The sequence below is a fragment of the Polaromonas sp. P1_E3 genome, assembly GCF_056405935.1.
Genome location: NZ_JBFUBD010000056.1, coordinates 1 through 15,227, shown reverse-complemented (window position 1 = coordinate 15,227; position 15,227 = coordinate 1). Strand labels below are relative to the sequence as shown.

The window sequence follows — 15,227 nt, the reverse complement described above, 5'->3', positions numbered from 1 at the left end:
CGCCTGAACCGAGCACCGCAGGTTGCCCCGCAGCGAAGCGCAGGGGTCGCAGACAGCAGGGTCGCCTTTCTTTTGCTTACTTTTCTTTGGCGAAGCAAAGAAAAGTGAGTTGCATGCCGGGCAACCCCCGGCCAACYGCCCTCAGCAAAGAGCGCAACGACAGAACAAGCAAGGCCTCAACCCTTGGGCTTATAAGCCACCACATCAATCTCCACCCGCGCATCCACCATCAACCGCGCCTCAGTCGTCGATCGAGCCGGTTTCCCGTCGCCGAAATACCCCATATAGATGCGGTTGAAGCTGCCAAAGTCACGCGCATCCTGCAACCACACGGTGCTTTTGCAGACGTCATCCAGCGTGCAGCCGGCCAGGGCCAGCACCGCCTGCAGGTTCTTCATCACCTGGTGCGTTTGCACCTCGATTCCGCCGGTCACGATCTCGCCGTTTTCATTCGCCGGAACCTGACCGGAGACGTAGACAAAATCCCCGGCGCGTACGGCAGGCGAGAAGGGGCGAGGCTGGCGGTCGGAGGCCAGCGGCGGATTTCCCAAATATTCCAGAGGCATGAAGAACTCCTTTTACAGTCGCTTTTCCAACAAATATTGAAATGTATTTTCAGAATTATGCGTAAATATTCGGGTTTATCCTGAAAATGAGCATTTCTAGATCAATTAATCTTCACTTTTGAAATTTAACTTCAATCAGGAGTTGTCATGATCCGTGGAATCCGCATGCATCGCCGTACCGCCTTGTCTTCCCTGCTGGCCTTGGGTGCAGCTGGCGCCGGTTTCGGCCCGGCCGCCGCGCAGACGGGCAAGTCAGCCCTGAACCTGGCCATGGTGGCTGAGCCGCCGACACTGGACATCCAGTCGACCCCGGCCGACCTGGTCTGCATCATCATGCAGCACGTCTACGAACCGCTCTTCACCTTCGATGCCAAGGCGGCCCTGGTGCCGATGCTGGCCGAGGCGATGCCCAAGATCTCGGCGGACGGCAAGCTCTACAGCATCGCGCTGCGCAAGGGCGTGATGCTGCACAGCGGCCGCGAGCTCCATGCCGACGACGTGGTGGCCAGCCTGAAACGCTGGATGGAAGTCTCGCCGCGCGGCAAGTCGGTGGCGGTGCAGGTGGCCGACCTGTCGGCCAAGGGCTCGCACGGTGTGGAGATCAGCCTGAAGAGCGCGTATGCGCCGCTGCTCTCGCAACTGGCCATGGCGTCGGGCATGGCGGCCATCATGGCCAAGGAATCGCTGGCCCAGCCGCTGCGCGAATACGTGGGCACAGGGCCTTACAAGTTCAAGGAGCGCAAGCCCGACCAGTATGTGCTGCTCACGCGCTTCGACGGCTATACGGCGCGCAGTGAAGCCGCCAGCGGCTACGGCGGCAAGCGGGTGGCCGCGGTGGAGGAGCTGCGCTTCGTACCGGTGCCCAATGCCAACACACGGGTGGAGGGTGCGCTGGCCGGCCAGTTCCACTATGCCGACCTGTTGCCGATTGAGGCGCTGCCGCGGCTGGAAAAAGCCGGCGGCAAGGTCGTGCCCATCATGACCCCCTCTTTTGGCTTTCCTTACCTGGTGTTCAATACCAAAGAGGGCTCGCTGGCACGGCAGCCTGTACGCAAGGCGGTGCAGACCGCGCTGGGCGAAGGCGAGATGCTGGCGGCGGGCTTTGGCGACACACGCTTTTTCATCGCCGAAGGTAACCACTTCCCCAAGGGCACGCCTTTTTATTCCACCGCCGGTACCGCTGCCTATAACGAACGCGATGCCAAGAAAGCCAAGAGCCAGGCCGAGCAAGCCGGCTACAAGGGCGAGCCGGTGCGCATCCTGACCAGCCGGCAGTACGACTTCCACTACAACATGGCATTGATCATGGCCGAGCAGCTCAAGCGTGCCGGCTTCAAGGCCGAGCTCAATGTGGTCGAGTGGGCGACGCTGCTGCAGCGCCGCGCAGACCCCAAGCTGTGGGACATCTACATCACCCATTCGGGCCTGTTCCCCGAACCCATGCTTTCACCGCCGCAGCTGGGCGACGGCGCACCGGGCTGGTGGAGCTCGCCCGCCAAGGCCGAGGCGCTGACCGCGCTGAACCAGGAGCCGAACCCCGCCAAGCGCGGCGCGCTGTGGGGCAAGGTGCAGCAGGTGGTCTACGACGAAGTACCCTACATCCAGGTCGGAAAATTCGCCAGCCTGTCAGCGCGCTCACCGGCGCTGCAAGGCTATACGCCCTACACCTATCCGTTCTTCTGGAACACAACGCTGAAGAGTTGAGCCCCGCGCTCGTCACTGATCAAGCCTGCGACGCGCTGCCCCTTTCCTCACGTGTGGGGCAGCGCGCCTGCGGTTCGGCAAAGCCGGTTCCGCGACTCAACTGGTGGGTTCGCTTCGGTTGAGCCGGGTGCAGCAGGTTGATCTGGAGCGTTTTCGGATGGATAAAGCGATTTCACTCTTAATGGATAGAGCAAAGTCATGACGCGGTATTTACTCTCCCGGCTGGGCGGCATGCTTGTGGTCATGGCCATTGTGGCGGTGCTGGTGTTTATCCTCACGCGCGCCGCGCCGGGCGACCCTATCGCGGTGCTTCTGGGCGACCAGGCCACGGCCGAGGACATCGCGCGCGTGCAGAAGGTCTATGGCCTGGACAAACCCCTGCCGGTGCAATTTGGCCTGTGGATCCGCGAGTTGGCGCACGGCAACCTGGGCGAATCGATCTTTCTCCAGCGCCCGGTCACCCAGGCACTCTGGGAGCGGGCCGAGCCTACGACCCTGCTTTCGCTGATGGCGATCGCGATCGCTGCGCTGATCGGCGTGCCCTGCGGCATCGTTTCGGCGGTTTTTCGCGGCAAGGCTATCGACCAGGCCTTCACCGGTTTTGCCATGCTGGGCGCCAGCGTGCCCAGCTTCTGGTTCGGCCTGGTGCTGATGCAGATCTTCGCCGTTTCACTCGGCTGGTTTCCGGTTTCGGGCTATGGCGAGCCGGGCGCCTCGCTGGCGGCCCGCATCCACTGCCTGGTGCTGCCGGCCACGGTGCTGGGTGTGCTCAATTCGGCGCTCATCATCCGCTTCACCCGCGCCTCCATGCTGGATGTGCTGGGCGAAGACTACGTGCGCACAGCCCGGGCCAAAGGGCTTTCGGAAAACGTGGTGGTGCTCAAGCATGCGCTGCGCAATGCGCTGGTGCCCATCGTTACCGTGCTCGGCCTGACAGTGGCGCTGATGATCGGTGGTGCGGTCGTCACCGAGACGGTATTCGGGCTGCCCGGCGTGGGCAACCTGGTGGTGAGTGCGGTGATCCGGCGCGACTACCCGGTGATCCAGGGTGCGTTGCTGGTGGTGGCGGCCATCTATGTAGTCATCAACTTCGCCATCGACCTGCTCTATACCGTGGTCGACCCACGCGTGAAATACTGATATGCAGATGCCGCTGATTCTCCGCAAGCTGTTTCGCCGCCGCATCGTGCTGGCCGCGGCCATCGCGCTGGTCGTGGTGGTGCTGGTGTCGCTCTTCGCCGGCCCCCTGAGCGGGCTGGACCCGAACGAGACCGCCGTGAGCCAGCGCCTGGCGCAACCGTCTTCCACCCACCTGTTCGGCACCGACGAACTGGGCCGCGACCTGTTTGCCCGCATCGCCTTCGGCGGCCGTTATTCGCTGACCATTGCGCTGCTGACGGCGCTGGGTTCGGTGGTGGCCGGCACCCTGTTTGGCCTGGTCGCAGGTTTCTTTCGCCGGCTCGACGCGCCCGTTATGCGGGTGGTCGACGCCATGATGTCCTTCCCCGACATCCTGCTGGCCATCGCCCTCGTCGGCATCCTCGGCCCCTCCATGCTGAACGTGGTGCTGGCCCTGGTGCTGGTCTACACACCGCGCGTGGCGCGTGTGGTGCGCGCTTCGACGCTGGTGGTGCGCGAGCTTTTGTTTGTGGAGGCGGCGCGTGCTGTTGGGGTCTCCACCGTGCGCATCCTCTGGCGCCATGTGCTGCCCAACCTGATGTCCCCGATCCTTGTGCAGGCTTCTTTCATCTTTGCCTATGCCATCCTGGCGGAAGCCGCGCTGTCTTTCCTGGGCGTGGGCGTGCCGCCCGAAATCCCGACCTGGGGAACCATGGTCGCCGGCAGCCAGCAATACGCCCACCAGGCGTTGTGGATCGTGCTGTTCCCGGGCCTGGCCATCATCCTTACCGCGCTGTCGCTCCAATTGCTGGGCGACGGCATCCGCGACCTGCTGGATCCGCGCCTGCGGAAATCGATGTGAACCGTCTCGAAGTACGCCACCTTTCCACCTTCTTCGACACCGACGAAGGCCTGATCCGCTCCGTCGCTGACGTGAGCTTCAACATCCGTGCCGGCAAGACCACGGCCCTTGTCGGCGAATCGGGTTCCGGCAAATCGGTCACCAGCCTGACGCTGATGCGCCTGCTGCCGCGCACGGCGTCGACGCAGGTCAGTGGCCAGGCCCTGTTCGTCAACCGCGCCGGCGAGACGCTGGACCTGCTGACGCTGCCCGAGCCGCGCATGCGGGCGATCCGCGGCAACGAGGTGGCCATGATCTTCCAGGAGCCGATGACCAGCCTGAACCCGGTCTTCACCGTGGGTGAGCAGGTGGCCGAATCGCTGCGCCTGCACAAAGGCCTGGGCCATGCGGCCGCCCTGGCCCAGGCGCTGCGCATGCTGGAACTCGTGGAGATCCCGGCTGCCGCCCAGCGTCTGCATGAATATCCACATCAGCTTTCCGGCGGCATGCGCCAGCGCGTGATGATCGCGCTGGCCATGGCCTGCGACCCAACGCTGCTGATCGCCGATGAACCCACCACTGCGCTGGATGTGACCATCCAGGCACAGATCCTGGCGCTGATGCGCAGGCTGCAGGCCGAAACCGGCATGAGCATCCTGTTCATCACCCATAACCTGGGCGTGGTGGCGCACCATGCCGACGACGTGGCGGTGATGTACGCCGGACGCATCGTGGAGGCCGCGCCTGTCAACGACCTGTTCGCGCGGCCGCAGCATCCCTACACCCAAGGCCTGCTGGCCTGCCTGCCGGCGCAGCAGCGCGGGCGGGTGCCGGCGGCGGAGGGCGAGGGCCCGCATGCGGCGGGAGGCAAGCGCCGGCTCTACGCCATCCGCGGCCAGGTCTCCAGCCCGCTGGCGCCGCCCCCGGGCTGCGCCTTTGAACCACGCTGCGACAAGGCCATCGCGGCCTGCCGCGACGCCATGCCGGCGTTGCGCAACGACGAAGCCGGCGGCAGCGCCCGCTGCATCCTGGTGCCGGAGGCCGCATGAGCATAGAGACGCCCGCCGCCGCGCCCCTGATCGAGGTGCGCCACCTGCAGAAATTCTTCGGCTCCTCCGTGCGGCCGGTGCGCGCGGTGGACGATGTGTCCTTCGTGATCCATCCTGGCGAGACACTGGGCCTGGTGGGCGAATCGGGCTCGGGCAAGAGCACCATCGGCCGCGCGCTGCTGCGCCTGGTCGACAGCACCGGTGGCACAGTGAGCTACCGCGGCGAAGATCTCGGCGCGGCTTCAGGCAACCGCATGCGCGCGCTGCGCAGCAAGCTGCAGATGATCTTCCAGGACCCGTACGCCAGCCTGAACCCCAAGATGCGGGTACGCGACATCCTGGGTGAGGCGCTGCAGGTGCACGGCCTGGCCAAAGGCAAGGAGGCAACCGCGCAGCGCATCGCCGAGCTGTTGCAGCTGGTGGGGCTGCCGCCCGAGCACGCGGCGCGTTACCCGCACGAGTTTTCCGGCGGCCAGCGGCAGCGCATCGGCGTGGCGCGGGCGCTGTCGGTGCAGCCCGAATTCATCGTCGCCGATGAGCCGCTCTCGGCGCTGGATGTGTCCATCCAGGCGCAGGTGGTCAACCTCCTGTGCGACCTGCGCGACAGCCTGAAGCTGACCATGCTGTTCATCTCGCACGACCTGGATGTGGTGGAATACCTGTGTGACCGGGTGGTTGTGCTGTACCTGGGCCGCGTGATGGAAGTGGCGCCGACAGCGCAGCTGTTCGCGCGGCCGCTGCATCCTTATACCCAGGCGTTGCTGGCCGCTTCGCCCAAGCCTGACCCGGCGCTGAAGATGGTGCATGTGCCCTTGAAAGGTGACATGCCCAGCCCGGTCAACCCGCCTTCGGGCTGTGTGTTTCGCACGCGCTGCCCGCATGCCATTGACGCCTGCGCCCAGACGCGGCCGGAGCCGCGCGACATGGGCCGCGGCCGGCTGAAGGCCTGCATCCGCGACGACATCGAATCATTGACGACACCATGACACTGCAAGATATTCTCGACCCCCTGCTCGACGCTTCCTGGAAGGGCTTTCCGCACCACAGCCCGGCGCTGCGCCGCTCGGCCGTCGGTGCCCAGGGCTGGAACGTGCTGCGCGGCGACCTGCCGCTGCCGCTGGCCGTGATCCGCCGGGACCCCCTGGCCGGCAACCTGCAATGGATGCAGGGTTTCGCCGGCAGCCACGGTGTGGGCCTGGCGCCGCACGGCAAGACGACCATGTCGCCGCAGCTGTTCGAGCGCCAGCTCGACGCCGGCGCCTGGGGCCTGACCTTCGCTACTGTGACGCAGCTGCGCGCGGGCGTGACAGCCGGTGCAAAACGCTGCCTGATCGCCAACCAGGTGTTCCAGGCGGTGGACCTGCAGGGCATAGCCGACCTCAAGCGCGCCAATGCCGGGCTGAGCGTGGCTTTTCTGGTGGATTCCCTGGCGCAGGCAGATCTCATTGAAGCCTGGCATGCGGTGAATGCGCACGCTGAGCCTTTCGACGTGCTGCTGGAGATCGGCGTGGATGGCGGCCGCACCGGCTGCCGAAGCCACGAGCAGGCGCTCGCAGTGGCGAAGCGCCTGCGCAGCGGCAAGGCCACCCGGCTGGTCGGCATCGAATGCTACGAAGGCCTGGGCGCTACCGGCGAATCGGATGCCGACAAGGCCTACGCCAATGCGCTGATGCAGCGTGTGCGTGATATTGCGCGAGCCTGTGACGAGCAGCAGTTGTTCGAGACGGATGAGATCCTCCTCACGGCCGGCGGCTCCGCCATCTTCGATCTGGTCGCCGAACACCTGAAGATGAAACTCTCACGGCCCGTGCAGGGCCTGCTGCGCTCCGGCTGTTATGTGACGCACGACCATGGCACGTACCACCGCTTCATGAATACCGTGGCCGCGCGCATGGGCTGCGGCCATGGGTTGAACGCGGCGATGCAGGTGTGGGCGGCAGTGCAGTCCTGCCCCGAGCCAGGGCTGGCGATTCTCGCGGTGGGCAAGCGCGACATTTCTTACGACCTGGAGCTTCCTGTGCCCCTGGGCTTGTGCCCGGCCGGCGAGACCACCATGACGCCGGCGCCGGCCGACTGGAAAATCACCGGCCTGAACGACCAGCATGCTTACCTCCGCCACACGGCCCCGGCCGGCAGCGGTCCGGAACACCAGGCCCTGCGCGTGGGTGACCTGGTCGCGCTGGGCATTTCCCACCCCTGCACCACCTTCGACAAATGGCGCTGGATGCCGGTGGTGGACGAACAAAACAACGTGTGTGACGCCATCGTCACCTGCTTTTAAATGACCCCACGCGTGCTTGAAAAAATTGCCGAGATCATGGACCGCGCGCCCGCCGCGCGGCGCACCGTGCTGGCCCTGATCCTGGAAGATCCGCAGCGTGTGCTGGACGAAACCTTCGAGACACTGGCCCAGCGCGCCAACAGCTCGGTACCCACCATCATGCGCACCTGCCGCGACCTGGGCTACCCCGGGCTGCGCGAGTTCAAGCTGGCCCTGGCACAGGAGCTTGCAGTCGGCGGCTCACCGCTGAACCGGCGCGTGCGCATTGACGACGACACCCGCCAGGTGATCGCCAAGGTGACGCGCGGCGCCGCCACGGTGATCAACAGCGTGCAGGCCCAGCTCAGTGTGGATGCGGTGCAGGCAGCGGCCGATGCCATTGTCGACGGCGCACGGGTGGATTGCTATGGCGTCGGCGTCACCTCCAACTTCATGGCCTCGGACCTGCAGGCGCGGCTGTATCGCATGGGCGTGGCTTCCAACAGCTACCTGGACCCGCACCTGCAGCTGATCTCGGCCGCCACCATCGGCCCGCGCGGTGTGGTGATGGCCATCACCCATGTCGGCGGCATGCCTTCGCTGCTGGAGGCGGTGGACGTCGCGCGCTCGCAGGGCGCCACCATCATCGCTCTGACGCAGCCCGGCTCGCAGCTGGCGGCGATGGCCGACATCGTGCTGGCCGTGGAAGTGGCGCCCGACCCGGTGATGCCGGTGGGCCCCGAGGCTTACCTGGCGCACCTGACGGTGATCGAGATACTCACCGTGCTCGTGGCGCAGCGCCTGGGCGACAAGGCCGTGAACCGGCTGGCCAACATCCAGCGCACGCTGGAAACCCGCGGCGTGGACATGCACCACCATCCCCGGCTGGACTGGGACGAAGGCGCCAAGCTCACCATGGGAAAAGTACGATGACACGCGCCACCTTGCTGGAAAACGGTTTGCTGGTGGACGGCACCAACACGGCCGGCAGGCCTGGGGACCTTCTGCTGGCGGGCGACCGGATTGTGGCCGTGGGCGCGGGCCTGCGGCACCGCCTCCCGGATGGCCTGGCTCTGGCCGATGTTGATGTGTACGATTGCAGCGGCCTGGTGATCGCGCCCGGTTTCATCGACGTGCACACCCACGACGACGCCATCGTACTGAACGCGCCGGGCATGTTTCCCAAGCTGTCGCAGGGCGTCACGACGGTGGTGACCGGCAACTGCGGCCTGTCGGTCGCGCCCTTTGTGGTGAAAGAACCGCAGGGCGCTCTCACCCTGCTCGGAAATTCGTTCAAGTACCCGTCAGTAGAGGCCTATGCGCAGGCCGTAGCCGAGGCAGAGCCGGCCGTTAATGTGGCGCCGCTGATCGGCCACACCACGCTGCGCTATGCCTGTGTGGGCGACCTCAACCGGCCGGCCACCGCCGATGAAGTGGCCGCCATGTGCGCCCTGCTGGAGCAATGCATGGTCCAGGGCGCTATCGGCCTTTCGTCTGGCCTCTTTTACGCCGAAGCCATGCCGGCGCCGGCCGCCGAGGTGACGGCGCTGGCGCGCGTTGTTGCGCGACACGGCGGCATCTACGCCACCCACATGCGGTCAGAGATGGCTGACATCCTGGAGGCCATGCACGAGGCCGCCGGCTGCGCCTTCGAGGCCGGCGTGCCGCTGGTGATCTCGCATCACAAATGCGCAGGGCCGGCCAACTGGGGCCGCACGCAGGAGACGCTGCCGCTGATTGACACGCTGGCCCGGCGCCAGGACATCGCGATGGATGTGTATCCCTACGTGGCCGGCTCGACCGTGCTGCGCGAAGACCTGGTCGACGGCGTTATCGATGTGCTCGTGAGCTGGTCGGCCCCGCACCCGGAAATGATGGGCCGCACCCTGGCGTCGATCGCCGCCGAGTGGGGTGTTGACCAGAAAACCGTTTGCCGCCGCCTGCAGCCCGGCGGGGCCTGCTATTTCCAGATGCACGAGGACGATGTGCGGCGCGTCATTGCGCACCCGCTTTCCATGATCGGGTCGGACGGCCTGCCGCATGACAAGCATCCGCACCCACGCCTGTGGGGCGCCTTTCCGCGGGTGCTGGCGCGCTACTGGCGCGAGCAGCAGCTGCTTTCGCTGGAGACTGCGATCTACAAGATGACCGGCCTGTCGGCACGCAACTTCCGCCTGCACCAGCGCGGCCAGCTGCAGGTTGGCTGGCATGCCGACGTGGTGGTGCTGGACCCGGTCCGCGTGCGCGATGTAGCGACGTACGAAAACCCGATCGCCTTGTCGGAAGGCATCGAGAAGGTATTTGTGAATGGTGAGCTGGCTTATGTGGCCGGCGCCTCGGATGCGGCGGGCGTCCAGGTGCAGGCGCGCGCCGGGCGTTTGCTTAGACGCCAGGTGTCCAACGCGCAGACCTGATACCCGCTTCCAGTTCCCTCTCCCTGGGAGAGGGCGTAAGACAGGCTCAATCAAGACTGTCGACTGTGTCGGGATCGGGCACATCCCCAATCGCCTCACGCGTCAGCGCGGCCTGGCTTTTCAGCCAATCGCAAAAGGCCATCACTTCAGGCCGGGCGACGTTGCGCGGCCCGATGATCAGCCAGTAGCTCATGGGCGACTCCATGCGCATCTGCGGCAGCGGCTCCACCAGGTCGCCTGAGGCCAGGCTCTCGGCAATCAGCGGCAGGCGCGCCAGCACCACGCCTTGCCCCGTCAGGGTCGCCTGCACCATCTGGTAGGCATAGTTGAAGTACAGCCAGCGCTTGGCCTCCAGCTTGGGGCTGGCATGGTCGCTCAGCCAGCGGCGCCAGGTCAGCCATTCCAGATGGGTGTGATGCGCATCCCCTGCCTCGATCAATGTGAACTGCGCCAGGTCGTCCGGCTTCTTCAGGCGCGGTCCGCTTTTGAGCAGCCAGGGGCTGATGACCGGCGTGATCTGCTCGCCAAAAAGGCGTATGGCATGGGGCGGCATATGGCTGGCGGGGGCGTAGCGCAAGGCCAGGTCCAGGTCTGAAATGTCAAGGTCGACCGCGACGTCCGACGCATCAATCCGGATGTCGATATCGGGGTTGTCGCGCTGAAAGCCTTCCAGGCGCGGAATCAGCCACATCGACGCGAAGGAGGCGAACGTGGTGAGCGCCACGCTTTTACGCCCGGCGCTCTGGCGGATCTGCCGGACCGCCCCGTCAATCCGTTCGAGCGACGGTGTGACAGCGCGCAGCAGGATCGCTCCCGCGTTGGTGAGTTCCACGGCCCGGGTGTGGCGGTGGAAGAGGCCGACACCCACGTCCTCTTCAAGCCCCTGGATCTGGCGGCTGACGGCGGACTGGGTCAGCGCCAGTTCCTCCGACGCAGCACGGAAATTGAGGTGGCGGGCGACAGCCTCAAACGCCCTTAACTGGCCAGCGGAAATCGGCCTGGAGCGCAGATGGGTTTGTGAATGCAGCATGACAGTTCCGGGGTATTAGGGCAATTTCAGCCTGATTGATTAATGCGAATATGGAATGAATAGCTTACCGCGATTTCATTGGACTGTGCAAGTCCGAAGCGAGATCATTCATTCCTCATCACTCACTTGTGCCCTTTTTTGGAGAACACCATGGACCACGCAGCTTCACACCTTGCAGGCGATCGCTATATGCAACAGGCTTCGGATGCCACCACCGGCCAGGTCAGCGGCCTGGCGGGGTTCTGGAAGCTGGGTGCGGGACGGGCGTTGACGCTGCGCGCGTCACAGGCCGGAGTGTTGCGCATTGCGCATGGCCGGGTCTGGGCCACCTTCGACGGCGCCAGCCAGGACATGCAGGTTCGCGCAGGCGACCATTTCCTCATGCGGGGTGAAAGCCTGACGCTGAAGGCAGGTGAGTCGCTGGTGCTGGAATCGTTCAGCAGCGGCCATGCGGCATCGGCTTATTTCAGCTGGGAGCCCGCCGGTAGCCGCGTTGAAGTGCCCCAGGCTGCCGAGCAGGCGGGCTGGCGCACCGGCGTGCTGCAGCCCCTGGTGGACCTGCGTGCCGCGCTGGGTCTGGCGGGCGGCGCGCTGGCACGCCTTGGCCGCGGCCTGGTTTCAGGTGCAGCAGCGGCGCTTGAGGCCGTGCTGACACCGGTTGCCGCCGGTTTTGTGGCCGCCCGGAACCGGCCGGCTTCGGGCCATGACCTCGATGTCTACAAAAACAGTGCCGGCGCGGGCCGCAACTGCAACGTGCTGGCCATGTCCAACCTGGTCTAGCCGGACCGATCACAGCGCAAATTTCTGCTTGGGAAAGCCGTTCGCCCGCAGTCGCCAAGGCTGCGGGCTTTTTTACGCGCGCCCGGAATCCGGCAGCGTCCGTTGGCGTTAGGTTCGGGAAGTTTTCCGGCGGGCTGGAGAAGGGGGTGATGCCCGTTTTTTCGGTTTTCCCGCCCGGGCTTTTAACGCGCAGTCCAGGGAAATCCGTGCCCATTGAAGCATCAGCTGCGGCGACTCCATCGCCTCCTCTGGTGCACTGTAGTAGTTAAGGCTTTGCATCTTGCTCACGCCGTTGCGGGTCATTTCATAGCTGAAGCGCTCGCAGCCTTCCCGCTCAAACCGGGCCTGGGTGTCGGCGTCCGCCTTGAGCCAGAGTTTCTCGCCGCCTCCCAAATCCGCCACCAGCGCGAAGGTCAAGCCCGAGGTGCTGATGCCAAAGCCGCCAAACATGCGCCTGGCAATGCAGGGCCCAACGCCAGACAAAAGCTCGCAGCAGTAGGTCGCAAAATCGTTAGCGGGAGAAGCCATGCCGTAACCATACCAAACCCGGCGGCATATTTGGCGGGTGCGACTCGCCGCGCATTCATCCAGGCCCAAAATTTTCGTACGCAAAGATTGCGGTGCCGCAAGATGCGGCGGGCCGCGATAATTTGGCATGGCCCCAGTTTTCCAAACCCTTGTTCCAGCGCCCGAAGTGCACCCGGCGGGGCCGGCGATCCATGTGGTCGTCATGGGCGTTGCCGGTTGCGGCAAGTCGGCGGTAGGGCGTTTGGTAGCCGACCAGCTGGGGCTGCCGTTGATTGAGGGTGACGACTTTCACCCCCCCGGCAACATCCAGAAAATGCAGCAAGGTATTCCGCTCGCCGACGAAGACCGCGCCGACTGGCTCCGCCAGCTGGGCAGGGAACTGGCGCGACACCCTGCAGGTGTGGTGCTGACCTGCTCGGCCCTCAAAGCTGCCTACCGGGACAGCCTGCGCGGCGCAGTGCCCGGTTTGCAGTTTGTGCACCTGGCCATCAGCCAGGCGGAATCACTGCGGCGGGTTTCCACACGGCCGGGCCACTTTTATCCGCCCAGCCTGGTCGCCAGCCAATTTGAGGCACTGCAGGACCCATCAGCCGAGCCGGGCGTGTTGACCCTGGCCGGGAATGCCTCCCTGCAAGCCTTGGCCGACAGCGCGGTTGCCTGGCTGGCTATTCACCGTTAACGGCACGCCCAATCCCTGCCTCTCTGTCGTTTTGGTATGAAATTGGCCGCCAAGCCAATAACGACGGGCGCAAGCAGCTATGAAATACATAGCAAATCGCAGGCGCTGTGCGGATGGGCAAGGGTTTAACTATTCGTAATGCATTACGTTTAAGTAAAATTCCCGGCAGCTGTCGCCATACTGTTGACCACCGCACAGTCCCTACACAGGAGCCCCATGTCCAAAGCCTTCGCCTCGCAGTCCGATCTCACCGACAAGGTCATCACGTTTGAGCAGCTCAGCGCACATTGCTGGGCCTACACGGCCGAGGGTGACCCCAACTCCGGCGTGATCATCGGCGACAAATTCATCATGGTGAGCGATGCCACCGCGACCCCGGCCATGGCGCAGGACCTTATCGCCCGCATCCGCACCGTGAGCGACAAGCCCATCAAATATGTGCTGCTGACGCACTACCACGCGGTCCGGGTTCTGGGCGCCAGCGCCTACGCTGCGGAAGGCGCGACGGAAGTGATCGCCAGCCAGGGCACGTACGAGCTCATCGTTGAGCGCGGCGCGCAGGACATGCAAAGCGAGATGGAGCGTTTCCCGCGCCTTTTCCGCAACGCGGAAAGTGTGCCCGGCCTGACCTGGCCGACCCTGGTGATTGACGGCGGCAACCCGGTGAAGGGCGAAGTGCCCGGCAAGCTCGTGCTGGACCTGGGCGGCGTCAAGGTCCAGGTATGGCATCCGGGCCCAGGCCACACGCGCGGCGACACCATCGCCTGGGTTGAAGAAGAAAAAGTGCTGTTTTCAGGCGACCTGGTGGAATACGAGGCGGGTGTTTATACAGGCGATGCCCAGCTGGAAGAATGGCCCGCCACGCTGGAAGCGCTGCGCGCGCTGAAAGCCGACGCCATCGTGCCCGGCCGCGGCGAAGCCATGAAGGGCGCGGCCAATGTCAACAAGGCACTGGACTATACAAAGCGCTGGGTTGAAACGCTGTACCAGGCCGGCAAGGAAGCCGCTGCCGCCGGCATGGACCTGAAGGCGGCCATGGCGCACACCCGCAAAAGCATGGACCCGGTCTTCGGCCATGTGTTTATTTACGAGCATTGCCTGCCGTTTGACGTGAGCCGGGCGTTTGATGAAGCCAGCGGGATCAAGAACCCGCGTATCTGGACGGCCCAGCGCGACCAGGAAATGTGGAAAGCGCTGCAGGGCTGAGGCTTTCAGGCGTCGAGGTCCAGCCTGGAAAGCAGCCCCACAAAGGCGTCCAGCGCAACCTGTCCGTCCATCTGCTCCACGCGTTCCAGCACGTCATCGTCTTCGACGGTGCAGTAACCCAGGCTGAAGCGCCTGAATCGCCGGGCGGCCAGTTCGCCATGGTGGAGGATCTGCATATTGATGTGGCGGGTGTCCTGGCGAATGCGTTCCAGCAATGCCAGCACCTGCTTCTGGCCACCTTCCAGTTGCTGGCAGAAGCGCATGCCGTCAAAAATCAGCAATCCGGTGATGTCCCGTTCTGCATTTGCCTGTCGGGCTTTGGCAGCGATATCCGCCACGACGCTTAAAGGTGCTTCGGGCGCCAGGGTACTGACATAAAGAATTTCATACAGCCTTGTACTTATGTGGATCATGGGAGCCGAATGTAGCGGGACGCCCGGCGTTTCACAATGTCAAAAGACACAGACATTTGAGCCTAAGATAAGTCTTTTATGGACAATCCAACGCTAACACCACCGAAGTGCCCGCCGCGCTGCAATGCATGCGGGCTGCGCAAAACCGGTGCCTTCATGCCGGTAAGCAAGGAAGAACTTGCCTTCATCGAAGCCTTCCGCACCGGCACCTCTGCGGTGCAGGCCGGCGGCACCATCCTGCACGAACAAAAACCCAACGGCAAACTTTTCACGCTGTATTCGGGCTGGGCTTTCCGGTACAAAACCCTGAGCGATGGCCGCCGCCAAATTCTCAATTTCCTGCTGCCCGGGGACTTCATCGGCCTGCAGCAGAAATTCGCTGACGGCGCCATGCATGGCATTGAAGCCGTGACGGACGTCAGCCTGTGCGTCTTTCCCCGCGACGGCTTGTGGGAGCTTTACCGCAACCACCCAAGCCTGGGGTATGACATCACCTGGCTCGCCGCCCGCGAAGAAGGCATTGTTGACGACCATCTGCTGACTGCCGGGCGGCGCAATGCCACCGAACGTGTGGCGATGCTGTTGATGCACCTGTACCGCAGGCTGCAACTGGCCGTACGGACGGCGCAGCCTCCCGC

The 15,227-nt window shown here is 64.5% G+C and carries 16 protein-coding genes; 12 read left to right on the top strand and 4 right to left on the bottom strand.

Annotated elements, in window-relative coordinates:
• Positions 1–176: 176 nt before the first annotated feature.
• On the bottom strand, positions 177–566 hold the full coding sequence (locus tag AC1D0Z_RS09615; protein ID WP_477658023.1) for a RidA family protein: 390 nt from the start codon (positions 564–566) through the stop codon (positions 177–179).
• Between the two features lie 147 nt (positions 567–713).
• Between AC1D0Z_RS09615 and AC1D0Z_RS09610 the strand changes: the two genes are divergently transcribed.
• The 8 genes from AC1D0Z_RS09610 to AC1D0Z_RS09575 all read left to right on the top strand — a co-directional run bounded on the left by AC1D0Z_RS09610 (position 714) and on the right by AC1D0Z_RS09575 (position 9,953).
• Complete coding sequence (locus AC1D0Z_RS09610; RefSeq protein WP_477658022.1) at positions 714–2,270, top strand: ABC transporter substrate-binding protein; 1,557 nt, start codon at positions 714–716, stop codon at positions 2,268–2,270.
• Between the two features lie 198 nt (positions 2,271–2,468).
• Positions 2,469–3,410, top strand: coding sequence for an ABC transporter permease (locus AC1D0Z_RS09605; RefSeq protein ID WP_477658021.1), 942 nt, complete (start codon positions 2,469–2,471; stop codon positions 3,408–3,410).
• Between the two features lies 1 nt (position 3,411).
• Complete coding sequence (locus AC1D0Z_RS09600) at positions 3,412–4,251, top strand: ABC transporter permease (protein ID WP_477658020.1); 840 nt, start codon at positions 3,412–3,414, stop codon at positions 4,249–4,251.
• Complete coding sequence (locus AC1D0Z_RS09595; protein WP_477658019.1) at positions 4,248–5,279, top strand: ABC transporter ATP-binding protein; 1,032 nt, start codon at positions 4,248–4,250, stop codon at positions 5,277–5,279. The genes AC1D0Z_RS09600 and AC1D0Z_RS09595 overlap by 4 nt, the downstream gene beginning before the upstream one ends.
• On the top strand, positions 5,276–6,265 hold the full coding sequence (locus AC1D0Z_RS09590) for an ABC transporter ATP-binding protein (protein ID WP_477658018.1): 990 nt from the start codon (positions 5,276–5,278) through the stop codon (positions 6,263–6,265). Before AC1D0Z_RS09595 ends, AC1D0Z_RS09590 begins: the two co-directional genes overlap by 4 nt.
• A complete protein-coding gene (locus tag AC1D0Z_RS09585; protein ID WP_477658017.1) occupies positions 6,262–7,560 on the top strand; it encodes an amino acid deaminase in 1,299 nt (432 codons plus the stop codon). The genes AC1D0Z_RS09590 and AC1D0Z_RS09585 overlap by 4 nt, the downstream gene beginning before the upstream one ends.
• Positions 7,561–8,472 (top strand): MurR/RpiR family transcriptional regulator, encoded by a 912-nt coding sequence (locus AC1D0Z_RS09580; RefSeq protein WP_477658016.1) that lies wholly within the window; start codon positions 7,561–7,563, stop codon positions 8,470–8,472.
• Positions 8,469–9,953, top strand: coding sequence for an N-acyl-D-amino-acid deacylase family protein (locus AC1D0Z_RS09575; protein WP_477658015.1), 1,485 nt, complete (start codon positions 8,469–8,471; stop codon positions 9,951–9,953). Before AC1D0Z_RS09580 ends, AC1D0Z_RS09575 begins: the two co-directional genes overlap by 4 nt.
• A gap of 46 nt (positions 9,954–9,999) precedes the next feature.
• Here AC1D0Z_RS09575 and AC1D0Z_RS09570 read toward each other — a convergent pair whose 3' ends face one another.
• Positions 10,000–10,983, bottom strand: a complete 984-nt coding sequence (locus AC1D0Z_RS09570; protein WP_477658014.1) for a LysR substrate-binding domain-containing protein — start codon at positions 10,981–10,983, stop codon at positions 10,000–10,002.
• 150 nt (positions 10,984–11,133) lie between these two features.
• Here AC1D0Z_RS09570 and AC1D0Z_RS09565 point away from each other — a divergent pair, with 150 nt between their 5' ends.
• On the top strand, positions 11,134–11,763 hold the full coding sequence (locus AC1D0Z_RS09565) for a DUF2917 domain-containing protein (RefSeq protein WP_477658013.1): 630 nt from the start codon (positions 11,134–11,136) through the stop codon (positions 11,761–11,763).
• Positions 11,764–11,871: 108 nt separating this feature from the next.
• Here the strand turns inward: AC1D0Z_RS09565 and AC1D0Z_RS09560 are convergent, their stop codons facing one another.
• Positions 11,872–12,291, bottom strand: a complete 420-nt coding sequence (locus AC1D0Z_RS09560) for a TfoX/Sxy family protein (protein ID WP_477658012.1) — start codon at positions 12,289–12,291, stop codon at positions 11,872–11,874.
• 127 nt (positions 12,292–12,418) lie between these two features.
• On the opposite strand from AC1D0Z_RS09560, the gene AC1D0Z_RS09555 reads away from it, so the two are divergent.
• Together AC1D0Z_RS09555 and AC1D0Z_RS09550 are read left to right on the top strand one after the other, a co-directional pair.
• A complete protein-coding gene (locus tag AC1D0Z_RS09555; protein ID WP_477658011.1) occupies positions 12,419–12,970 on the top strand; it encodes a gluconokinase in 552 nt (183 codons plus the stop codon).
• Positions 12,971–13,186: 216 nt separating this feature from the next.
• Positions 13,187–14,176, top strand: a complete 990-nt coding sequence (locus AC1D0Z_RS09550) for an MBL fold metallo-hydrolase (RefSeq protein ID WP_477658010.1) — start codon at positions 13,187–13,189, stop codon at positions 14,174–14,176.
• A 5-nt stretch (positions 14,177–14,181) separates the two neighbouring features.
• Here the strand turns inward: AC1D0Z_RS09550 and AC1D0Z_RS09545 are convergent, their stop codons facing one another.
• A complete protein-coding gene (locus AC1D0Z_RS09545; RefSeq protein ID WP_477658009.1) occupies positions 14,182–14,589 on the bottom strand; it encodes a BLUF domain-containing protein in 408 nt (135 codons plus the stop codon).
• A gap of 78 nt (positions 14,590–14,667) precedes the next feature.
• Here AC1D0Z_RS09545 and AC1D0Z_RS09540 point away from each other — a divergent pair.
• Positions 14,668–15,227 (top strand): Crp/Fnr family transcriptional regulator (locus AC1D0Z_RS09540; RefSeq protein ID WP_477658008.1); only part of this gene is annotated, 560 nt, incomplete at its 3' end.